15 protein-coding genes and 1 pseudogene are annotated in these 18,046 nt (G+C 29.6%); 10 read left to right on the forward strand and 6 right to left on the reverse strand.

Going from position 1 to position 18,046, the window contains the following annotated elements; all coding sequences use genetic code 11:
* Positions 1-76: 76 nt before the first annotated feature.
* From F1564_RS02870 to F1564_RS10265, 5 genes are all read left to right on the forward strand, one after another.
* A complete protein-coding gene (locus tag F1564_RS02870; RefSeq protein WP_018450762.1) occupies positions 77-520 on the forward strand; it encodes a hypothetical protein in 444 nt (147 codons plus the stop codon).
* A 17-nt stretch (positions 521-537) separates the two neighbouring features.
* Positions 538-963: a hypothetical protein gene (locus F1564_RS02875; RefSeq protein WP_018450763.1), complete on the forward strand. Its 426-nt coding sequence runs from the start codon at positions 538-540 to the stop codon at positions 961-963.
* A 40-nt stretch (positions 964-1,003) separates the two neighbouring features.
* Complete coding sequence (locus tag F1564_RS02880) at positions 1,004-1,495, forward strand: hypothetical protein (RefSeq protein WP_018450764.1); 492 nt, start codon at positions 1,004-1,006, stop codon at positions 1,493-1,495.
* A 383-nt stretch (positions 1,496-1,878) separates the two neighbouring features.
* Positions 1,879-2,289: an IS630 transposase-related protein gene (locus F1564_RS10260; RefSeq protein WP_018451447.1), complete on the forward strand. Its 411-nt coding sequence runs from the start codon at positions 1,879-1,881 to the stop codon at positions 2,287-2,289.
* Complete coding sequence (locus F1564_RS10265) at positions 2,285-2,653, forward strand: transposase (protein WP_232053409.1); 369 nt, start codon at positions 2,285-2,287, stop codon at positions 2,651-2,653. The genes F1564_RS10260 and F1564_RS10265 overlap by 5 nt, the downstream gene beginning before the upstream one ends.
* A gap of 281 nt (positions 2,654-2,934) precedes the next feature.
* On the opposite strand, the gene F1564_RS02900 is transcribed toward F1564_RS10265, so the two are convergent.
* Together F1564_RS02900 and pfkB are read right to left on the reverse strand one after the other, a co-directional pair.
* On the reverse strand, positions 2,935-4,854 hold the full coding sequence (locus F1564_RS02900) for a PTS fructose transporter subunit IIABC (RefSeq protein WP_018451449.1): 1,920 nt from the start codon (positions 4,852-4,854) through the stop codon (positions 2,935-2,937).
* A 143-nt stretch (positions 4,855-4,997) separates the two neighbouring features.
* Positions 4,998-5,915, reverse strand: a complete 918-nt coding sequence (gene pfkB, locus F1564_RS02905; protein WP_018451450.1) for a 1-phosphofructokinase — start codon at positions 5,913-5,915, stop codon at positions 4,998-5,000.
* Positions 5,916-6,249: 334 nt separating this feature from the next.
* Between pfkB and F1564_RS02910 the strand changes: the two genes are divergently transcribed.
* The gene (locus F1564_RS02910) at positions 6,250-8,985 is read left to right on the forward strand and encodes an autotransporter domain-containing protein (RefSeq protein ID WP_018451451.1); all 2,736 of its coding nucleotides are present in this window, start codon (positions 6,250-6,252) and stop codon (positions 8,983-8,985) included.
* A gap of 137 nt (positions 8,986-9,122) precedes the next feature.
* A complete protein-coding gene (locus F1564_RS02915) occupies positions 9,123-9,722 on the forward strand; it encodes a hypothetical protein (RefSeq protein ID WP_018451452.1) in 600 nt (199 codons plus the stop codon).
* 217 nt (positions 9,723-9,939) lie between these two features.
* Here the strand turns inward: F1564_RS02915 and adhP are convergent.
* Positions 9,940-10,968: pseudogene (adhP, locus tag F1564_RS02920) on the reverse strand (alcohol dehydrogenase AdhP); the annotation flags it as partial.
* A gap of 523 nt (positions 10,969-11,491) precedes the next feature.
* Here adhP and mgtE (F1564_RS02925) point away from each other — a divergent pair.
* The 3 genes from mgtE (F1564_RS02925) (at position 11,492) to F1564_RS02935 (ending at position 14,920) form a co-directional block, all read left to right on the forward strand.
* The gene (gene mgtE / locus F1564_RS02925) at positions 11,492-12,838 is read left to right on the forward strand and encodes a magnesium transporter (protein WP_018451454.1); all 1,347 of its coding nucleotides are present in this window, start codon (positions 11,492-11,494) and stop codon (positions 12,836-12,838) included.
* 89 nt (positions 12,839-12,927) lie between these two features.
* Entirely contained in the window at positions 12,928-14,277 is a 1,350-nt protein-coding gene (gene mgtE, locus F1564_RS02930) for a magnesium transporter (RefSeq protein WP_018451455.1), read from the forward strand.
* A gap of 112 nt (positions 14,278-14,389) precedes the next feature.
* Entirely contained in the window at positions 14,390-14,920 is a 531-nt protein-coding gene (locus F1564_RS02935; protein ID WP_018451456.1) for a hypothetical protein, read from the forward strand.
* Between the two features lie 107 nt (positions 14,921-15,027).
* On the opposite strand, the gene F1564_RS02940 is transcribed toward F1564_RS02935, so the two are convergent.
* The 3 genes from F1564_RS02940 to F1564_RS02950 all read right to left on the reverse strand — a co-directional run bounded on the left by F1564_RS02940 (position 15,028) and on the right by F1564_RS02950 (position 17,738).
* Entirely contained in the window at positions 15,028-15,474 is a 447-nt protein-coding gene (locus F1564_RS02940) for a hypothetical protein (protein WP_018451457.1), read from the reverse strand.
* Positions 15,474-16,208, reverse strand: coding sequence for a J domain-containing protein (locus F1564_RS02945; protein ID WP_018451458.1), 735 nt, complete (start codon positions 16,206-16,208; stop codon positions 15,474-15,476). The genes F1564_RS02940 and F1564_RS02945 overlap by 1 nt, the downstream gene beginning before the upstream one ends.
* Before the next feature lie 546 nt (positions 16,209-16,754).
* Positions 16,755-17,738, reverse strand: coding sequence for an FAD-dependent oxidoreductase (locus tag F1564_RS02950; RefSeq protein ID WP_018451459.1), 984 nt, complete (start codon positions 17,736-17,738; stop codon positions 16,755-16,757).
* Positions 17,739-18,046: the final 308 nt, after the last annotated feature.

Here is an 18,046-nt window from a genome sequence, read left to right on the forward strand (position 1 = left end):
TTATTTCTTAAATTAAATAGAAAAATGTTATAAATCAGTTGCTTATAGTGTTTAAAATTAATATGGAGGTTTTTATATGAAAAAATTTATTTTTTTTGCATTATTTTTATATGCGATACCATTATTTTGCATAGTTAAACAAAAAGATCTAGACTATTTTAATAATGCGATTGAAAAAAGGCAAGACATACTTAATTTAATTGCAGATGAATACGAAGGAAATAAAATATGTGAATATATTGTAAGGAGTGTTGTAATTAATTATGTATCTGAAAAATTAGAAAAATATATGGAAAAAAATCAATTAGAAAATGAAGCAACATTTTATAATCTATTTAATCTATTTGAGAAATACAATACTGAGATATATGAACAAGCAATGGAATTTATGTCAATTCATGATGAAAAAGGATATGAAAAATATGGAGCAAATAGCTATTTGTTAAAACAATATTTTGATAAAAACTGTTATCAACCATCTGACAATTTATTAAGAAAAATAGAAAATTTAACAAACTAGAAATACAGGAGTTGAAAATGAAAAAAACTATACTATTACTATTTTTAATTGGATTTATTGCTTTTTCAGATGATTGGGCAGAAATATCCAAAAATATTAATTTTGGAAAAGGTAAATACTGTGAGTCAATAGCACAGGCATTCTATTATGAAAATCATTTAGAAGTCAATTTTTATGGATATGAACAAGTAGACTTTACTTATTTATTTCTAAAAAAAATGGATAATGTATTAGAAACTGAAAATGAAAGTAAACATTATAAAGGATTTAAGAGTCTTGATGAAGATCCTTATTTTTCAGTAACAGTAGGGACTCCTTCAGTAACTTATTATAAAAATTATTGTAGACTTTTTTCAGAAAATGAAGTTTATCAAATTGACACAGAGTATTCTTCTGAATTTTTATCTAGTTTAATGGAATCCATAAAAAAAGGAGCTTTTTAAATAATCAAATTATAAAAAATAAAAAGAAAGAGGCAAAAAAATGAAAAAAATATTTTTAATAATAATAGGAATTATGTTATCAGTTAACATTAATAATTTTGCAGCAACTAAAAAAAGAACATCAGGTAAGGCACAACAAACTCCACAAAGTGTAGCAATAAATTTTATAAATGGATTTTTTAAAGCATTTGTATCAGAATCAACAGATATAAATCAATGGATGTACAACAACACTTCAGTAACTCAAAGATATAAAAATGAATACCGAAAGAAAATACTTATAGGAGATCGAATAGCGACAACTTGTCCTGGTGATATATGTTCAGGTTATCCTATTATAGGTGAAGGCGGGGATATTTATACAGGTAAATTTAAAGTTGTTAGTTATAATTCAGTAAATGGTTATGTCACAGTAAAACCAATATCCTTAAATACTGAATATGATACATATCAGATAAAGGTTATTAAAACAAATGGAAAATGGATGGTTGATGATGTTATAAGTCGGTACGAAGAAGGATTATTTGATTAATCAAAAAATTAAACTTTTTCAAGTGCAGGGGAGGAATTTTTTCATCCCCCTGTTTTGTATTAAAATTTATTTCATTTTTCTTAATAAATCTAATGTTTTCTGCGGTACAGAGTCATTCCCTTTCATTGCCACCACTGTTGGCGGGAAGTTTTTCGGAAGTGCCAAATCTTCAATTCTATTTTCCATATTTAGTGTTATCTCATTTTCTTTTCCTGCGGATATTTTATTTTTTGTGTCAGGGTCTATTATTATTAGTGAAGCTAATACCAGTAAATTTACATATTCGCTAGCTTCTAAGATTTTATCAGCACTTGTTATGTCTCCTGCTCCAATTATAGTGAAACTTATACAAAACCGACCTAAAAATATGGTATAATAACTTTATGGCATATGAAAAAGATTATAGGAAAAGAATTTTAAATTTTTATTACGAAAATGGAAAAACAAAAACATTATTTCAGTTCAACATAAGTTCCAGCACATTGTACGGATGGATAAAACTTAAGAATGAAACAGGAGATCTTTCATCAAGAACACGGAAAAGAAAATTTAAGGTGCTTGATTCTGAAAAACTTGATGAATATATGAAAAATCCAAAGAATGCAGATAAATACATCCGTGAAATAGCAAAGGATTTTGGCTGTGGAAAGGAGACAGTGAGAGCAGCACTGAAAAAATTAGAATACACAAGAAAAAAAATAGACAAAATACAGGGAGCAGGACGAGAAAAAAGTAAATATATATTTAAAAAAATTATCAGAAGCAGGTTCAGGCAGAGAAACAATCTATATTGATGAAACAGGCTTTGACGAATATTACTACCGTGAATACGGCTGGAGTAAGAGGGGAATATCTATTGAAGGGAAGAAAAGAGGATTAAGATATTCAAGAATAAATCTGGTTGCTGGAAAAATAGGGAATGCACTGATAGGAAGCATGATATACAGGGAAACAATGGAAAGTGAATTTTTTGAAGAGTGGTTCAGGGAAATATTTTTAAGAGATATTGAAAAATTAGGGAAGAAAGTTCTAATAGTGATGGATAATGCGAGATTTCATAGAAAGAATATATTAGAAAAGATAATTAAGGGAACGGGGCATTGTCGATTATTTCTTCCGCCGTATTCATCGGATTTAAATCCAATAGAAAAATTATGAGCTAATATGAAGAAAAAATTAAAAGACATAGCCCATAATTTTAATACACTAGAAGAAGCAGTTACTTCTGTTTTATTTAATAAATTAGTTCAGTTTTAAATAGGTTTTACTATATTAAAAGAATTTTATTCTTTAAATAAATCAGATGTTAAAATTTTCTGTTTAGTTATAATGAAAAACCTCCAAATATTATATAGTTATTTCACCATATATTACTTAGAGGTTTACAAAAAAAATTTTTACATATTTAGATCTTAAATAAAATATTTTTAACTAAAATTTTAGTCTTTCTTTATAACAGGTTTTAATGCTCCTAAAGCAAAGGCTGAAACAATACTTCCAATAATAACTGCTAATAAGTATAAGAAGAAATTGTTACTCAATGCCATTACTAGGATTCCACCGTGTGGAGCAGGAATTTTTATGTTGAATAAACCTGTCAATGCTCCTGCAGTTGCTGAACCTATGACACTTGCTGGAATAACTCTTGTTGGATCTGCTGCCGCATAAGGAATTGCACCTTCTGTGATGAATGAGAATCCCATAATGTAATTTGTAAGTCCAGCCTCTCTTTCTTGTTCTGTAAATTTATTTTTAAAGATTGTTGATGCTAATGCGATTGCAATTGGAGGAACCATTCCACCTGCCATAACTGCTGCCATTGGTAAACTTCCGCCAGATGTCATTGTAGCTGCCAATGTTCCAGAACCAAATACATAAGCTGCCTTATTTACAGGCCCTCCCATATCAATAGCCATCATTCCACCAAGAACTGCACCTAATAGAACAGCACTTGAACCAGACATTCCATTTAACCAAGCATTTAAACCATTGTTAATTATTGCTGCAAATGGATTTATAACAAGTACCATTGCTACACCTGTGATTAATACTGATAAAACAGGATATAATAATATCATTTTCAATCCGCTTAAAGATCTTGGCATACCTGATAATGCTTTTACTAAACCTTGTACAACATATCCAGCTAAAAATCCACCAAGCAACGCACCAATAAATCCAGAACCACCAGCTGTTGCAATAGCTCCTGCAACTAGTCCTGCTGCTAATGCCGCTCTTTCACTAATACTGTAAGCAATATATCCAGCTAATACTGGAACAAACAATCCAAATGCCTGTCCGCCAATATCTTTTAACATTTTAGCTAGCGGTGCTTTAGAACCATATTCTGCTCCAGCTCCACCATTACCAGATAATGTATCAACTAAAAATGCTAGTGCTATCAAAATTCCTCCACTTATTACTAACGGAAGCATATATGAAACTCCACTTAATAAGTGTTTGTAAAGCCCTTTTTTCTCAGATGAAGATGATTCAGAAGAATCTGCAGTTTTTGAACCGCTTGCATGGAAAATAGGAGCTTTTCCATCTAAAACTTGTTGGATTAATGCTTTTGCGTTGTTAATTCCTTCTTTTGCTTCTACTTGGATTAATGGCTTTCCATCAAATCTGTCAACTTCGATATTTCTGTTAATTGCCAAAATTACACCAGTTGCTTTTTTAATATCTCCATCAGTTAAAACATTTTTTCTACCGTCTGCACCGTTTGTTTCAACTTTTATGTTTATTCCCATTTCATCAGCTGCTTTTTTTAGTGCTTCTGCTGCCATATAAGTATGGGCAATTCCTGTTGGACAAGCTGTTGCTGCGATTATGTAAGGAGCATTTTCGTCAGACGGAGCTTGTGCGGTTATAGCCTCTTTCTTTTCCTCTTCTGTAAATTTTTCTGCTTCAGCCTTATTAATGATTTCCAGTACTTCATCAGCTGTCTTTGCATTTTCAAGAGCTTCCTTGAAATCATCATCCAATAATAATTGTGATAATCTTGCAAGTGTTTCAATATGAGTGTTATTTGCACCATCTGGAGCGGCAATCATAAAGAACAATGTTGCAGGTTCTCCGTCTAATGAATCATAGTCAATTCCTTCTGGTTTTCTACCCATTGCGAGTGCAGGTTTTTTTACATATTTTGTCTTAGCATGTGGAATTGCGATTCCTTCACCAATTCCAGTTGAGCTTTGAGCTTCTCTAGCCATCAATGCCTCTACATATCCGTCATAATCATTCAGAACACCTGTTTTTTCGTGCAATCTGGCAAGTTCTTTAATTATGTCAACTTTAGTTGTAGATTTTACATCTAGACTAATTCTATCTTTGATTAGTAAGTCAGATATTTTCATTTTTACACCATCCTTATTTATTATTTTTTTATTTTATTCTTTTAAAGTAAATAATTCTTATTTTTAGCCATAGTAAAGCAACTTTAAAATTCAATACAAAAATCATCACTATTTTACTTCAATATATTAAGTTTACTTATCTTTTAAAAAGTTTCCTTTGAAATTTCAATTTCATCATATAATTTATCTACTAAATCCTTTTCTGCAAGCCCATAAGAATAAGCTGTAGCACTTCCTGAAGCGACTGCTAATCTAAATGAATCTTCTGGAGAAAGCCCCTTTACAAATCCTGCAGTAAACCCTGCAACCATAGAATCTCCAGCACCAATTGAGTTAATTAATTGCCCTTTTGGAACAGATGCTTCCAGCACAAAGTCCTTGTTTACAAGCAATGCACCTTCGCCACCTCTAGATAAAATGACATTTTTAACTCCTCTGTCTAAAAAGAATTTACATTTTTCTACGATTTCAGCCTTTGTTTCCAATTTTTCGTTAAACATTTCTCTTAGTTCATGAATATTCGGCTTAACAAAAAGATTATTGTGAATATTGTCTTGCAGTAAATTTCCTCTTGTATCAAGCACAATTTCCACATTTGCTTTTACATTTTCAGATAATTGCTTATAAATTTTGCTGCTGATTGAAGATGGGATGCTTCCAGATAAAACAAGTATATCTCCATCTTTTAAATCAGAAATTTTGTTAGTTAGTTCCTGCAATTTTTCCTTTGTAATTTCTGGTGAAACTCCGGTAAGTTCAGTTTCCTTGTCATTCCCATTAACCTTTACATTAATTCTAGTGTTTCCTTCAAGTTCCACAAATTCAGATTTAATGTTATCCTTTTTCAAATCTCTGACAATAAAATCTCCAACAAATCCAGCAACAAATCCAATCGCTATAGATTCCACATCCAGATTTTTCAATACTTTAGAAACATTAATCCCTTTTCCGCCAGCTCTATAATTTACTTTGTGAGCAAGATTCAAATGTTCTGCCCGCAAATCATCCTTTAGATACATATCATAATCCAACGCTGGATTTAATGTCAATGTGTAAATCATCTTTTTCTCCTCCTAAATTTAAATATATTTTAAAACTATTTTTCAAACCATTTAATAGATATGTTTTAAAATTTGATTTTTTTTATTTTAGCAAAGGTTCCAGATTTTTTGCTTCATAATATCTGTTTTATTATAATTCTAATATAATTTCAAAACAAGTCTAATATGGTTTTACTACATTATTTGCCACTATATATTTATAACATTTGAAAATTAAAAAGTCAAATAATTTACGCTATTAAATTTATTTTCTCATTTTTCTTTAATGTTAATATATTATAATTAAATTAAATCAAGTCAAGATTCAAATCAAATTATAATGGGAGTGGTCTATATGAAAAGTAAAATAAAAAAGATATTTATTTATGCCTTGCTTTTATCCCTAATAAGCTGTGGAAGTAGTGGTGGAAATGGCAGTACAGGAAAAACACCAACACCAGCCCCAAAGCCAAAACCAGCAGATCCAAAACCAAAAGGACCAAGTGCCTCAGATGTTTATTATAACGGTGAAATTGTGATCCGAATTGGAGGATATTCATCACAATATCCAAATGGTATAATACTTACAACGGCAACAAGTGATATAGTTAAAATTCCAAATATAGCTGGAACACTAATAAAAAAACAAGATTACCAGACATCTTCAGGGATTCCAATGAATGGAAAGATATTTTTGCACAGTACAGGAACTACACAGCAAGTTACAGATTTTAGTTCAGATTTAACTGCTTCAAATAGTTATCGAGCAGCAATTGGCGGAGATTTAATGGACGAGTATATTGCAAGAGTAAATTCAGTTTCAGGTGGAGATAATTTATATATTTGGCCAGCAGGGAACATCAAAGGAAATAAAAATCCGTCACTTGAAGGAGGACTTCCTTATTTTGAAAAAACTTTGGAAAAATCTTGGGTAAATGTAGTTGCACTTGTGAATAAATCTGGAACTGCAGGATTGGAATGGAAGGATTTAGAGCCATTGTCAAATGCAGGGGTAGCTAGTAAATGGACTATAACTGCGGTAAGTGAAGATGGAACATCAGCAAAAGCAGCGGAAAATGTTGCAAAAGCGGTAGATCAGGTACGTGAAAAATTTCCTGGAATGAAAATGGATATGATTAGAGACATAATTCTTTCAACAGCTACTGATATCGGAGCAGCAGGAGTGGATAATGTATTTGGATATGGACTTTTAGATGCTACTACTGCTTTAAATGGACCAAGAAACTTGAATTACAGGTTAAGCAAGTTTCATGTTCCAGATACAAAAACTTGGATTTTTAGAAATAATATTTATGGTGCGTATACAGATTTAGAAAAAAATGGAAAAGGGACATTAATTTTAGAAGGAAAAAATTCTTTTTATAAAATAAAAGTAGATGGTGGAACACTAGTTTTGAAAGGAGACAATACTTCTGAATATGAAACAATAATAAAAGATGGAATACTCGATGTTAAGAAAAAATTTACTCCCGAAAATATTGAAATAGAAACAAATGGAACATTGATTACAAATCCTGAAACTGTGATAGGAGAAATTTCTAAAAATTATTATACGGAGGAGATAACTGTTAATAAGGCAGTTGATGTTGTAAATAAAGGAACATTAAAGAATATTGGAACAGGAGCGATTATAACTGGAAATTATACAGCGAAATATGGTTCAGTGACAGAAGCAGAAATTGGATCAAAATTAATAGTAAAAGGAACAATAAAAATTGATGGAAGAGAAAGAAATCAAACTTTGGGAAGCACAGTAAAACTTTTGAGTAATGGATACGTTACTGCAACACCAACAACATCGGCAGTTATTGAAGCTGAAAAAGGAATAGAAGGACAATTTGCAAAAGTGGAAACTGATGAATTGATTAATGGAAAAGTGGAAAATAAAGGAAATTCAGTTGAAGCTACAATTAGTAGAAAAAATGTGGAAGATTATGTAAATGGCTTGAAAAATAGCGATGAAATGCAGAAAAATACTGCTAAAAATTTAGAGGTTTCTTTTAAAGAATTAGATAAAAAAATAGCTGAAGGAAATACAAATGTTTCTAATTTTGCTTTAGGTGCGGCAAAACTTCAAAAAAATTCCCTATCTCTGAGTTCAAATATATTAGATAGTTTATCAGGACAAATTTATGCTTCAGCTCAAGCTTTAACATTTCAACAATCGCAAACAATAAATAAGGATTTATCAAATAGACTTGTAATGCTCGGAACGCTTGATAATACTAGTGATAAATTTGGATTATGGATTTCTTCCATTGGAGCTAATGGGAAATTAAAACAAAATGGGTATGCTGAAGGAAAAACTAAAGTTTATGGAGGACAGGTTGGAATTGATAAGCAATTTGGAGAAAATTTGATTTTAGGAACGGCTTTAGCTTATTCAAAAGGAAATGTGAAATTTGATAGACATGGTGGAAAGTCAGATGCAGATAATTTTGGAATTTCATTGTATGGAAGAGTTGGAAATAAAGATAATCCGATGTATTTGCAAGGAAGAGTTGGACTTGGATTTGTAAATAGTGAAGTTAAAAGGGATATTATTTTATCTGAAAATGATATTTCACGAGGAAAAATTGAGCATAATGATAAAGTAATTTCAGGATATTTAGAAACAGGGTATGATGTGAAAAAAGGTGATTTTGTATTGACACCATTTGCTGGAATCTCGCACGATACAGTTCAAAGAGGAGCATTTCATGAGGAAAATAGCCAATTTGGATTAAAGGCGGATAAAAAGACTTACAAGCAAACAAGTGGACTTGCTGGAGTTAGAGTTAGTCAGAAATTTAATTTTGAAAATGGTTCAAAAACTACATTACAAGGATACATAACACATCAAAGGGCATTTAATAATGAAAATTTGAATTTTAAAGCATCGTATTCAGGACTACCAGATGCAAAATTTAAAGTAAAGGGAATAGGGCTTTCAAAGAGTCAAACATGGGTAGGAGCTGGAGTTTTAAATGAAGTTAGTTCAAAATTTGCCTGGTATTTGAATTATGATGAAAAAATTGATAAAAAGGCTAAAAATAATGTGTTTACAGCTGGTGTGAGAGTTAATTTTTGATAGACTTTTTTGAATAATAAATTTATAGATTTTTTATGAATTTTAAATTATATATTTGATCATTTTTCATTAATAAGATATTTTTTAAATAAAAGTTTGGTTTAAAAATTAAAAATAAGTTTTAGGAGATGATTTTTATGAAAAAGAAAAAAGTTTTAATATTAATTCTATTGGCATTTATGATGGTAACACCAGTAATAAAAGCAGATTTTTGGTCAAAATTAAGAGATGCTTTTATAGGTGGCGATAATTATTCAAGTTCGAGTTCAAGCTCAAGTGATAAAAATATTGTAGATGGTAAAATTTATAATCCAAAGGATAATAGAGAATATAGACTAGTTGAAAAAATGAAAGATGAAAGAGAAAATTCCCAAAGTGACTATAGAAAATTTGAAAATTCATCAAGTAAAACTTTTTATTATGAATGTACAATAAATTCAAAAGATTTTTTATCAATAATAGGATTTAGGACTTTTTATGGATATGCTGATTTTCCTGTATATGAAATTAGTTCAGGAGTGGAAAAGTGTTATGAAAAGAAGGAAAATGAATATAAAAAGGAAGTTTCTAAAAGGAAAATTTATATAGATGGTAAATTGGCAAAACATATTTTAAAAAATGAAATTAATGTTCAAAAAATAGCAGTTTATGATGCAAAATTAAATGACAGAGGCTATCCTTTGTTTAGTTCAAAAAATCCGAGAGTTTTGATAAATGATAAATTAGTATCTTATTAAAATGATAAAAATTAAAAAGTAAAAAATAAGAAAAAATGTAACTAACAATTTAAGTTAATTACATTTTTTTATTTACATAGATGACTTAAAATCATTAAATATACTTGAACACATCTAAAATTAAACTGATAAAAATTATATAAATTTAGAATTTGAGTAAAATAATTATAGTTTTTGAGATCAGTTTTAAGTAAGTTTTACTATAATTTTAAATTGATTAATGTTTATGTCCACAACCACAAGAATGTGAATGCATATCAATTACCATACGTCCTTGAATTGTTCCTTCTTCCATTTCCTTAAAGATTTCAGGGGCTTCTTCGATATTTCTAGTTTGAACTACTGGCACAACTAATCCTTCTGCTCCAAATTGGAATGCTTCTCTCAAGTCTTCTCTTGTTCCAACAAGCGATCCGATTACTTCAATTCCGTCCAATACAGTTTTCACGATTGGCAAGTCCATAGTTTCTGATGGAAGTCCAACTGCAACAACTTTTCCTGCAGCTCTTACCGAATCAACAGCTTGGTTAAATGCAACTTTTGATACAGCAGTAACTACAGCAATATGAGCTCCAATTCCGCTTAATTCTTTAATTTTTGCAACCGGATCTTCTTTTTTGCCATTTATAACATAATCTGCTCCAACTTCTTTAGCGAGTGCCAATTTATCATCATTAATATCAACAGCAATTACGTGAGTGTTAAACACTTTTTTAGCATATTGAACTGCTAAGTTTCCCAATCCTCCTGCACCGTAAATTACTACCCATTGTCCTGGTTGAGGTTTTCCAACTTTTATCGCTTTATAAGTTGTAACTCCTGCACAAGTGATACTGCTGGCTTGAGCTGGATCCAGTCCTTCAGGTACCTTTACTGCATAATCAGCTGTAACAATACATTGTTCAGCCATTCCGCCATCTGCAGAATATCCAGCATTTATTACATCTCTACATAGTGTTTCCTGTCCATTAATACAGTATTCACATTTTCCACATCCTTCAAAAAACCAAGCGATACTTACTCTATCTCCTGGTTTGAGTGATGTCACACCTTCAGCAACTTCTCTTACAATCCCAATTCCTTCATGCCCTAAAACTCTTCCCGGAACTTTCCCAAAGTCACCATGAGCCACATGCAAATCAGTATGGCAGACACCGCAATATTCCACATCAACTAATGCTTCTCCAGCTTTTAATCCTCTTAATTCTTTTTCTACAACTTCTATTCCTGTTCCTTCTTTATTAACTACTACTGCTTTCCTTTTATTTCCCTTCCTTTTTTATTTATTTTCAATTTTGAAGTTTTTAAATTTAGTTATATGAATATTTAATCATATATATACCTCATAAAATCTAAAAAGTCAAATTTTTTTAATAAAATAATTTATGATATTTAAATGATGTTTAGTATCAGAGATTTATCAAATCTCTCAAAATTTATTGACAATCATTGGTTTGTTTGGTAAAATTTCTGTAGGCATAAGTTTTATTAGTTATTTATCTTAATTTTTGTTTTGATTTTGGATATAATAAAAATAATGGATATAAATATTTGAAATTTATGCTAATTTTAATGTTTTTTGGAGGTGGATGTTTTGAACGAGGAAGTCCCGGAAGAGAGATTTAAAGATTTAAGTAATTTAAAATTTAAAAATTTGTGCAAATATCGATAAAGGGAATATCTTCGTTGCTGTTATTCTCCTGATTTTTATTTGCAGAAAAATTTTAAAAAATTAAAAGTGCAAAGAAGAAAAAAGAAAGGAGATAATAATGGAAAATAACATTATTCAAAAACTTATAGATGAAAAAAAATATTTTGAAATTAGAAAATATCTAAATGACTTAAATATAGTGGAAGTTTCAGAACTATTAAATCAGTTTGAATCTTCTGAATTAATAATGATTTTTCGACTACTTTCTAAAAATAGGGCAGCCGATGTATTTTCATATCTGGACAGTGAACATCAGGAAATGATTATTAAAACCATGACAGATGTGGAAACTAAAAATATATTTGATGAGCTTTATTTTGACGATATTGTCGATATTATTGAAGAAATGCCATCGAATGTGGTAAAAAAAATATTAAAGAATACTGATGCAAAAGATAGACACACAATAAATCTTTTGTTAAAATATCCAGATAATTCAGCTGGAAGTATTATGACAACTGAATATATGGACTTGAAAAAGGATATGACAGCGTCTTCTGCAATTTTTAAAATTAGAGATGTTATGGAAGATATGGCAAATGTCTATACCTGCTATGTGATTGATGAAGGTAGAAGGCTGGAAGGAGTAATTTCCCTAAAGGAGCTTATTACGAGTAAAGATGATGAGCCAATTCAAGATATTATGAATAAAAATGTAATAAGTGTTCATGTAAATGATGATCAGGAAAAGGTTGCGGAAATAATAAAAAAATATAATCTTATCGTACTTCCTGTGACTGATGATGAAAATAGACTTTTAGGAATCATTACGATTGATGATGTAATGGATGTTGTGGAACAGGAAGCGACAGAGGATTTTCATAGAATGGCCGGGATTTCGCCTGTGGAGGAGTCTTATTTAAAAACAAGCGCCTTTACAATGGCAAGACAAAGAATTAGCTGGCTTATCGTGCTTATGATTTCTGCTACATTTACTGGAAGAATTATAAGCAAATATGAAGATGTGCTGCAGTCTGTAGTTATACTTTCTTCATTTATTCCAATGCTGATGGACACTGGAGGAAATGCAGGCGCACAGTCTTCGACAATTGTAGTCCGTGCTTTGGCATTGGGGGAAGTTGATACAAAAGATACTTTTAAAATATTAAAAAAAGAATTTCTTATTTCATTTATAGTAGCTGTTGTTTTAGCGGCAATAAATTTTTTAAGAATTATAACTTTGACAAAAACACCTTTAAATGTTGCAATGACAGTTTCAGTAACTTTAATTTTTGTAGTTATAATTTCTAAAATAATAGGTGCTTTTTTACCAGTTATCGCTAAAACTTTTAAAATGGATCCGGCAATAATGGCAGGGCCTTTAATAACAACGATTTTAGATGCGCTTACTCTTACTATTTACTTTAGATTTGCAACTATGTTTTTAAGTAATGTTATAAAGTAAATATTTTTATAAAATTTAAGAATATAAAAATTGATTGTCTAATCGAAGTTATATGATAACTAATATAAGAAAAATGAGGTGAGAAAAAAGTGAAAAAAATAAAAAGAATAATTGAAGATCTTTTGAAGGAAAAAAAATATTTTGAAATAAAAAAAGAATTAGATAAATTAAATGCAGTTGAAATTTCAGATGTGATAAACTTATTTAAACTGCCAGAGCTTGTAATAATGATTTTTAGACTTTTAAAAAAAGATAAAGCAGCGGATGTATTTTCATATTTGGACAGCGAACATCAGGAAATGATTATTCATGCTTCAACTGATGTTGAAACACGGGAAATATTTGATGAGCTGTATTTTGACGATATTGTCGACATTATCGAGGAAATGCCATCGGATATTGTAAAAAAAATCTTGAAAAATACAGATAGAAAAGATAGACACTTGATAAATCAGCTTCTAAAATATCCAGATAATTCAGCTGGAAGCATTATGACGACTGAATATGTGGATTTTCAGAAAAATATGACAGTTCAAGAGGCGATAGGACAGCTTAAAAAAACTGGAAAAGACAAGGAAAATATTTATACTTGCTATGTTACTGACAAAAACGGGAAATTGGAAGGCGTACTCTCACTAAAGGAATTGATTTCTAAAAAGGACAATACTGTAATTGAAAATATTATGAATACAAATTTTTTAAGTGTAAATACAAATGATGATCAGGAAAAAGTTGCAGATTTATTTAAAAAGTATGATTTTATCGTTATGCCAGTTGTTGACTACGAAAATAGGCTTTTGGGAATAATTACAGTGGATGACGTTCTGGATGTTGTGGATCAGGAAGTTACGGAAGATTTTCATAGAATGGCTGGAATTACTTCGCCTACAGATGATTCCTATTTAAAAACAAGTGTCTTTACGATGGCAAGACAAAGAATCGGGTGGCTTGCAGTTCTTATGATTTCCGACACAATTTCAGGAAATATAATACAAGGTTATGAAAAAGTTCTGGCAAAGTCTATTATTTTAACCGCATTTATTCCAATGCTTATGTCAAGTGGTGGAAACGTTGGTTCACAATCTTCAACGGTGGTAATCCGTTCTCTTGCACTTGGAGAAATTTCTCCAAAAGATGCCTTTAAGGTGATTAAAAAGGAATTTTCAATTGGAATAATGGTATCAGTAGTTTTGGCGCTATTAAATTTTATAAGACTTGTAACACTTGAAAAAACTAATTTTATAATTGCTTTTGTCGTTTCATTGACACTTGTATTTACAGTAATTATTTCAAAGCTGGTTGGAGCATTGCTTCCGCTTGGGGCAAAAATTGTGAAGGCTGATCCAGCGGTTATGGCGACACCTTTGATAACAACGATTTCAGATGCTGTGACGCTTATAATTTATTTTAATTTTGCAACAATGTTTTTAAAACTTTAGTAAATATAAACAAAAGCAGTTTATAAGTAATGTAAATCTAATGAAATACTGGATATATCTATATATATTTTATGGTATAATATAGTAAATTTTTAAGGAGGAAAGTAATCTTATGAAGGTTAAAATATTAATTTTATTAAGTATGCTTCTATTTGTAGTAAGCTGTGGAACTCATCCAGCACAAAAGGAATTTGAGAGACAAATGAAAGTAATACAGTCAGGAAATTTATCAAAATTTGGTAAAGCAGGAGGAGATGTAGCTATTATTTTGGATCAGTTTAGTAAAATGTATGGTGAAGGAATGAAAAAGATAACTTACAAAATTAATAAAGTTGAAGCAAAAGGAGATACAGCTACAATTAACGTTACTATAAAATCTCCAGATTTGAAACCATATATGCCAGAGCTTCAAAGTAGAATGTCTGAAAAACTTTCAAAAGCTATGCCAAAAAATAATGAGGAATTACAAACCCAAATATCAGAACTTGGGAAAAAATTTTTTAATGAAAAATTTAGTAGCAAAGACCTGAAATATACAGAAAAGACTTTAGATGTTAAGTATGTAAAAAATGGAAAAGAATGGGAAATGAGCGATGAAAATGAAGAATTTTTCAAAATCTTAACTTTTGGGCTTATGAACTAGTTTAAATAAAAAAGAAGAAGTTACTTTAACTCAGATAACTTCTTTTTTTTTGAAAACAAAATTTTTAGCAAGGGCAAAAATTTCTTATCAGAAAACAAATCAAATTATTATAAGTTAGTAAATATCGTAAACTCTCTAAGTTCATTTTCTTTAAGTGTATCTGGGTGCTTTTTAAATTGAATTTTTCTAAAAGATTCTGTTATATCAAATTCTGAAAGAAAATATATGTGCAATTCAAATTTTGTCTGTGTGCTGCAAATCCAAATCGTTCCTTTTGATAAATCTGTAAATGCGTAACCGATACTGTTGCTTTTCTTCCATTTGAAAATCTGATTTTTTGGAACTGGAAGTCTTGACATTCTTCGGTTAATTTCCTTGCTAACTATATTTTCACAGGCATTAGTGCCAAAAACTATAGAAGATGAAATTACAAAACAGATACCAATAACAAATATTCCAAGTTTTAAAAGAACTGGTGTTGATATACAGGCTAAAAAAATCAGAAATCTTGCTGTATAAGCTAATTTTATATATTTATAATTTTTTATAATCATTATCCTTTTCTCCTTTGCATTAGATAATATTCCAATTGGTTATCTAGAAATTCCTTTACCATATTTAATTCTTGAGCTTTAGCATTAGCAGTTTGATCCGAATTTCTATCTGGATGCACTTTTTTTATTTCCCTTCTGTATGCTTTTTTTATTACATCCTCATTTATTTCTCCATTTTTATCAATTTTCAAAATATCTAGATATTCTTCAAATTTCTGAATAATTCCTCCATCATTTGTATTTTGATAATCAAAACGTGAATTGCTGTTGTCTTGTTTTTTATTTTGCTGTCTTGAATACTCTTGATATTGCTGCCATTTTTGAGATTGTTCTTTCCAGTACTGCTGTTCTTTGTATTGCTGTTTTTGATATTCTTCTTGAGCTTTTTTTCTTCTTTCATATTCTTGATTTTTTACATTTTCATACCACTTTTCATAATTTTTATAAATTCTTTTGTTTTCTCCTCTTTCATTTAAAAGAATTCCTACAATAAAATTCAAAAATGCTGGGATGAATTTAAAAATTAGAAAAACTGCACAAGCAATTAAAACGTAAATAAGAACACCTAAAAGCCAGCTCCAATTTCCAGCAAAAATAAAAGCAAGAAGAGCAAAAAATACTAAAATTGGCAATATCATGTAAAATCCTATAGCCATTATTGTCAATGAAATTAAACTACATAATTCAGCAATTTCACTTAATACAAACTGTATTAATCTTATTAAGGTTTTCACTATTTTCCTCCTTTTAGAATTTCACATCTATACTAAACCTCTTTTAAAAAATAGAAATTATATTTCATAATGTTTACTAAATAAGGAGTCTTGGCTTCTTGTAAAGAAATTTATAACTATTCTGCTGTTTAAATGGGAAATAGCATTAAATAGTATTTATTTAAAGAGAATTTAAAATTTCTTATTTTCAAATAAAAAATATTTTTGATTTTTAAAAAAATTTAGTATTAAAAAAATTCTTAAATTAATAGTATTTTACTCAATTATAAATTGAATGTCAACCTTTTATATTTTTTATAAATACAGTAAAAAAATGGGGCTATCTTACAAAATAAATAAAATTCCAGAATCATAAATTTTATATATTTTACTATATTTATAGAATCAATAAAAATAGTATCTATTGATCTTTAAAAATATATAATATTTATGTTAGTAAAATTATTTTTAAATTATAAGACAGCTCCATCGTATACTAAATTATAAATTTTTTAGAAAGAAGTCAAGACTTCTTGTTAGTAATTAATTAAAGTAAATACAATAAAATTAATATTTTGTAATTAAATAATCAAATGCTCCAAGTGCTGCTTTTGCCCCTTCTCCCATTGCAATGATTATTTGTTTTTGCTTGATATTTGTAACATCTCCTGCTGCGAAGATTCCTGCTGCGGAAGTTGAGTTGTTTTCAGGATTGATTATAATTTCTCCAATTTTGTTTGTTTCAACTAAATCTTTTACGACTTCACTTCTAGGTGATAATCCCACTTCTACAAACATTCCTTCCACATTTAATATTTTTTCTTCTTCAGTTTCTCGGCTTTTGTAAACGATGTTTTCCACAAATTCATTTCCATTTACTTTAGTAGTTGCAGAATTTAAAATTACTTTTATATTCGATTGTTCAGCCAGTTTTTCCTGTAAAACTTTATCAGCCTTTAATTCAGGCATAAATTCAATTAATGTAACTGATTTTGCAATTCCAGATAAATCAAGAGCCGCTTCAACACCTGAATTTCCGCCACCGATTACAGCAACATCCAGTCCTTTGTAGAAAGGCCCGTCACAAGTTGAGCAGTAATGTACCCCTTTTCCAACATATTCGGCTTCTCCTGGAATATTAAGACTTCTTGGTTTTGCTCCAGTTGCCATAATAACTGTTTTTGTCTTGTAACTTTTTCCATCATCAGTTACCAAAATTTTATCTTTTCCATCTTCCTTTATTTCTTTTACCAAATGTCCTTCTTTAAATGCAATTTCATATTCCTTCAGATGTTTTTCCAAAGTTTGGGCAAATTTAGCTCCAGTTGTCGAAATAGTTCCAATAATATTTTCAATTTCATTTGTATCAAGAACTTGTCCTCCAATTTTCACACCAATCATTGCCACATTAAGACCTTTTCTAGCTGCATAAATTGCCGCTGAAACAGCTGCAGGTCCAGAACCTACTACGGTTACATCGTAAAGTTTATTTTCATCAATTTTTGCCAGTTTTCCTTCATCTAAAGCCCCAAGATTTAAACTAAAATCCATTTTTTATACCTCCAAATTTTATTTATACAAATTTATTTAATTTTGTAATCATTACAATTTATTTTAATACAAATTTTTAAAATTGTCAATATTTAAATTTTTAATTTGATCCTAAGGAATGAATTTTTAAAGAAAATTCAATATTAGACTTGTTTGGAAACTATATGTATTTAGAATATAATAAAACAAATATTTTGAAACAAGGGAGTCTTGATTCCTTGTGAAATAAAAAATTAAAAAAAATATAAAAATTTTGTCTATCAAAAATTATTTATATTTGTCTGGAGATATGCTATAATAATTTCAAG

Origin of the sequence: Leptotrichia shahii (assembly GCF_008327825.1) — a bacterium.
GTDB classification, from domain to species: Bacteria; Fusobacteriota; Fusobacteriia; order Fusobacteriales; family Leptotrichiaceae; genus Leptotrichia; species Leptotrichia shahii.

Excerpts from the sequence above, each read along its gene's own strand:
- F1564_RS02875 (WP_018450763.1), top strand. The coding sequence starts at position 538 with ATGAAAAAAACTATACTATTACTATTTTTAATTGGATTTATTGCTTTT.
- F1564_RS02870 (WP_018450762.1), top strand. The coding sequence starts at position 77 with ATGAAAAAATTTATTTTTTTTGCATTATTTTTATATGCGATACCATTA.
- F1564_RS02880 (WP_018450764.1), top strand. The coding sequence starts at position 1,004 with ATGAAAAAAATATTTTTAATAATAATAGGAATTATGTTATCAGTTAAC.
- F1564_RS02900 (WP_018451449.1), bottom strand. The coding sequence starts at position 4,854 with ATGAAAATATCTGACTTACTAATCAAAGATAGAATTAGTCTAGATGTA.
- F1564_RS02910 (WP_018451451.1), top strand. The coding sequence starts at position 6,250 with ATGAAAAGTAAAATAAAAAAGATATTTATTTATGCCTTGCTTTTATCC.
- pfkB (WP_018451450.1), bottom strand. The coding sequence starts at position 5,915 with ATGATTTACACATTGACATTAAATCCAGCGTTGGATTATGATATGTAT.
- F1564_RS10260 (WP_018451447.1), top strand. The coding sequence starts at position 1,879 with ATGGCATATGAAAAAGATTATAGGAAAAGAATTTTAAATTTTTATTAC.
- mgtE (WP_018451454.1), top strand. The coding sequence starts at position 11,492 with ATGGAAAATAACATTATTCAAAAACTTATAGATGAAAAAAAATATTTT.
- F1564_RS02950 (WP_018451459.1), bottom strand. The coding sequence starts at position 17,738 with ATGGATTTTAGTTTAAATCTTGGGGCTTTAGATGAAGGAAAACTGGCA.
- F1564_RS02915 (WP_018451452.1), top strand. The coding sequence starts at position 9,123 with ATGAAAAAGAAAAAAGTTTTAATATTAATTCTATTGGCATTTATGATG.
- F1564_RS02935 (WP_018451456.1), top strand. The coding sequence starts at position 14,390 with ATGAAGGTTAAAATATTAATTTTATTAAGTATGCTTCTATTTGTAGTA.
- F1564_RS02940 (WP_018451457.1), bottom strand. The coding sequence starts at position 15,474 with ATGATTATAAAAAATTATAAATATATAAAATTAGCTTATACAGCAAGA.